Source organism: Gordonia sp. (in: high G+C Gram-positive bacteria), from assembly GCF_049299075.1.
Classification (GTDB): Bacteria; Actinomycetota; Actinomycetes; order Mycobacteriales; family Mycobacteriaceae; genus Gordonia.
This window is the reverse complement of record NZ_JBAQWU010000492.1, coordinates 1-3,771: the sequence shown is the minus strand read 5'-3', so window position 1 is coordinate 3,771 and position 3,771 is coordinate 1. Positions and strand designations below refer to the sequence as shown.

The following is a 3,771-nucleotide window of genomic DNA, read 5'->3' as shown; positions in this document are numbered from 1 at the left end:
GATCGTGCCCGCGCTGCCATCCACCGTGACTAGGGCGCCCTCGACGAGAGTGCCCGTGGCTCCACGTGCCCCGACCACCACAGGTTTGCCCAGCTCGCGTCCGACGATCGCCGCGTGGCAGGTGATCCCGCCGCCGTCGGTCACGATCGCCGACGCGCGCCGCAGCACCGGCAGCCAGTCGGGACGGGTCATCGGGGCGACCAACACGTCGCCGTCGTTCAAACTGCCCGCATCGGACACCTCGCGCAGGATGCGCACGCGTCCGCTCGCGACGCCCGGACTGGCACCGAGGCCGGTGACCAACAGCTCCCCGCCGCCCCCGCCCCCCGAGCCCACCGCGCTCCCCGAGCCTGTCCCGCTCCCCGAGCCTGTCGAGGGGCCCAGCGTGGTGATCGGCCGGGACTGCACGATGTACAGATCGAGTTCACCGTCGGCGCGGGAACCGCCTGCGGGCACGCAGAACGAGAACTCCATATCCTGCGGCACCCCGTAGTGTTCCTCGGCGTCGACTCCGAGCTGAGCAACGGCCAGCACCTGACTGTCGGTGAGCACCCGGCCACCGCGATCGGCTTCGGCGATCGCTTCCGGGATCTCGTCGGCGCTCTGCCCGGCGACGAACTGGAACTCTTGGGCACCCAGGTGGGCACTGAGCACGGCGCGCGGCTCGGCCTTGCGCACCACATAGGTATCCGGTTCCACCTGGCCGCCGACCACCACCTCGCCGAGGCCGAGCGCGGCTTCGACCATGATGCGGTCCGGGTCACCCGTGAGCGGGTCGACGGTGAACATCACCCCGGCGCTGAGCGAGTCGACCATCAGCTGCACGACGACGGCAACCGACGGCTCGTCGGTGACGTGCTGCACCTTGCGGTAGGTCATGGCGCGCGCCGACCACAGCGACATCCAGCATCGGTTGATCGCCTCGAGGAGCGCCGCGGGGCCCTCAATGTCGGTAAAGCTGTCGTGGATACCGGCAAACGACGTGTCGGCGGCGTCCTCGGCGGGTGCCGAGGACCGAACGGCGACCCGCCGGTCGGCGCCGAGCTCGTCGTAGGCGGCGACGATCTGCGCGGCAATGGCGTCGGGCATCGCGACCTGAGACACCGTGGTGCGTAGATCGTCGGCGATCGCCAGCAGCTCGTACTCGGTCACTCCGGCCGGCGGCAGTGCCTGCCCGGCAAGCTGGCCGCGCACGCCCGCGCCCTCCATCGCGGCGAGGTACGCCTCCTTGGTGACGACGAACCCGCCCGGCACCGGAAAGCCGGCGCGGATCAGCTCGCCCAGATTGCCGCCCTTCCCCCCGACTGAGGGCGCATCGCTTAACCCCAGCTCGCGAAGATTCCGAACCCACTGCTGCGCCACTGCGCCTCCCCTTGATGTTGGTGATCTGCCCCACAGCCTACGAGAGCGCCGCGATTCGGTCATGAGACCAAAGTCCCGGTCATCGCAGAGGCACGGCGCGATCGTCTGGTCCGCAGCCCCGGCCGCCCGGTACGGTGAGGTCATCGGGCAATTGCCCCAACGCTATTCGCCAACTCGGGAGTTTTGATGGCCAAGAAGAAGTGGAACGACATGTCCGACGGCGCCAAGGTCGCCCTTGTCTCGGTCGCGGCCGCCGACGCGGGACTGCGGGTGTGGGCTGGCCGCGATCTCGCGGGACGCGCGAACGACGACGTCAACGGTCCCAAGTGGCTGTGGGCGGCCGGACTCTCGGTGATCAGTTCGATGGGCGCCCTGCCCGCGCTTTACCTGCTCGTCGGCCGCAAACGCGGCTAATCGCCGGTACTGTTCACTCCACGAAGACCACCGACACCTGGGAGCACCGATGAGCGACAAGACCGAAGAAGAAATGCGCATCGAGCGCGAAGAGAAGGCGCGCCAGGACGAGCGCGAGTACCTCGAGCGCAAAGAGGAGGAGCGCCTCAAGTAGGCCCCGCCAGCTGCACTGGCAGCAAGGGCAGCGTAGTCCCGGCCCACGATGCACGACGGCCCCGCCTCCCGCGAGGGGAGACGGGGCCGTCGTCAAGCGTCAGCGGCGAACCGCGTCGGCTAAGAAATCACCAGCTCGACTTCTGCACGCCCGGCAGTTCGCCGGCGTGTGCCATCTCGCGGAGGCAGATTCGGCACAGGCCGAACTTGCGGTACACCGAGTGCGGGCGACCGCACTTGTTGCAGCGCGTGTAACCACGCACCGCGAACTTCGGCTTCTTGGCGGCTTTGATCCGCAGCGCCTTCTTTGCCATGTCAGTTGTCCTTCGCGTTCGAGTCCTTGAACGGGAAGCCCAGCGCCTTGAGCAGTGCGCGGCCTTCCTCGTCGTTGGTGGCCGAGGTGACGACGGTGATGTCCATACCGCGGGGGCGGTCGATCGAATCGATATCGATCTCGTGGAACATCGACTGCTCGTTCAGGCCGAAGGTGTAGTTGCCGTTGCCGTCGAACTGGCGGTCGCTCAGGCCGCGGAAGTCACGGATACGCGGAAGCGCAACCGACACCAGGCGATCGAGGAACTCCCACATGCGGTCGCCGCGCAGCGTGGCGCGGGCGCCGATCGGCATGCCCTCGCGCAGCTTGAACTGTGCGATGGACTTGCGGGCCCGGCGGATCTCGGGCTGCTGACCGGTGATGAGCGCCAGGTCGGCGACGGCACCGTTGATCAGCTTGGCGTCGCGGGCGGCGTCACCGACACCCATGTTCACGACAACCTTCACGACACCCGGGATCTGCATCACGTTGTCGTAGTTGAAATCGTTGTTCAGCTGGCCCTTGATCTCCTCGCGGTAGCGAGTCTTCAAACGCGGCTGAATCTTCTCAGAAGTGGTCATGCTCAGATGTCCTTCCCGGTCTTGCGGGAGATGCGGACCTTCTTGCCGGTCTCCTCATCGATCCGGTAACCGACACGGGTCGGGTTGCCCTCGGAATCGACGACCATCACGTTCGAGATGTGGATCGCGGCTTCTTGGGTCACGATTCCGCCGGACTCGGCACCGCGCTCGTTGGCCGACTGCGCGGTGTGCTTCTTGATGCGGTTGACGCCTTCGACGAGGACGCGTTCGCGCTTCGGGTAGGCCTCGATGACCTTGCCCTTGGCGCCCTTGTCCTTGCCCGCAATGACGATCACAGTGTCACCTTTGTGCACCTTCATGTCAGATCACCTCCGGAGCAAGCGACACGATCTTCATGAACTTCTTGTCACGCAGTTCGCGACCCACCGGGCCGAAGATGCGCGTGCCGCGAGGCTCGGTCTCGTTCTTGAGGATGACGGCCGCGTTCTCATCGAACTTGATGTACGAACCGTCCGGGCGACGGCGCTCCTTGACGGTGCGCACGATGACGGCCTTAACGACCTCACCCTTCTTGATGTTTCCGCCGGGGATGGCATCCTTGACGGTAGCGACGATCACGTCACCCACGCCGGCGTAGCGACGCTTGGATCCGCCGAGCACACGAATGCAAAGGACTTCCTTTGCACCGGTGTTGTCGGCGACCCGCACGCGCGATTCCTGCTGAATCACTAGTGGTCTCCTTGACCTGGACTGAAATGTGCGCCGGATTACCGACCCGACGCACGCGGTCTGCTGCCATCGAAACACGCGCCTGCCTGGGACTTTCCCCGTAAGCAAGGATTCTCTCCCGCACGCAAGGATTGTCTTCAGTGGGTTCACGAGCCGATTCGCGGTGCACGCACCGCAGGCAACCGTTCAAGTGTAGGTGTCAGCACTGGTCAGCACCAAATCAGCCCGCGCAGCAGGCCACTTCGGTGAACCCAGAAC

6 protein-coding genes are annotated in these 3,771 nt (G+C 66.0%); 1 reads left to right on the top strand and 5 read right to left on the bottom strand.

What is annotated here, in order from left to right; translation table 11 throughout:
* A partial coding sequence (locus tag WAW85_RS15500; RefSeq protein ID WP_422560481.1) for a PEP/pyruvate-binding domain-containing protein occupies positions 1–1,362 on the bottom strand: 1,362 nt, incomplete at its 3' end.
* Between the two features lie 186 nt (positions 1,363–1,548).
* Here WAW85_RS15500 and WAW85_RS15495 point away from each other — a divergent pair.
* A complete protein-coding gene (locus tag WAW85_RS15495) occupies positions 1,549–1,776 on the top strand; it encodes a hypothetical protein (protein ID WP_422560480.1) in 228 nt (75 codons plus the stop codon).
* Positions 1,777–2,057: 281 nt separating this feature from the next.
* On the opposite strand, the gene WAW85_RS15490 is transcribed toward WAW85_RS15495, so the two are convergent.
* Genes WAW85_RS15490 through rplN form a run of 4 tightly spaced genes read right to left on the bottom strand, consistent with a single transcriptional unit; the run spans position 2,058 to position 3,513 of the window.
* Positions 2,058–2,243, bottom strand: a complete 186-nt coding sequence (locus tag WAW85_RS15490; RefSeq protein WP_105943221.1) for a type Z 30S ribosomal protein S14 — start codon at positions 2,241–2,243, stop codon at positions 2,058–2,060.
* Between the two features lies 1 nt (position 2,244).
* Positions 2,245–2,823 carry a 50S ribosomal protein L5 gene (gene rplE / locus WAW85_RS15485; RefSeq protein WP_422560479.1) on the bottom strand — a complete coding sequence of 193 codons (579 nt, stop codon included), beginning with the start codon at positions 2,821–2,823 and terminating at the stop codon, positions 2,245–2,247.
* 2 nt (positions 2,824–2,825) lie between these two features.
* Positions 2,826–3,143, bottom strand: coding sequence for a 50S ribosomal protein L24 (gene rplX, locus WAW85_RS15480; protein ID WP_422560478.1), 318 nt, complete (start codon positions 3,141–3,143; stop codon positions 2,826–2,828).
* Between the two features lies 1 nt (position 3,144).
* Positions 3,145–3,513, bottom strand: coding sequence for a 50S ribosomal protein L14 (rplN, locus tag WAW85_RS15475; RefSeq protein WP_422560477.1), 369 nt, complete (start codon positions 3,511–3,513; stop codon positions 3,145–3,147).
* Between the last annotated feature and the right edge of the window lie 258 nt (positions 3,514–3,771).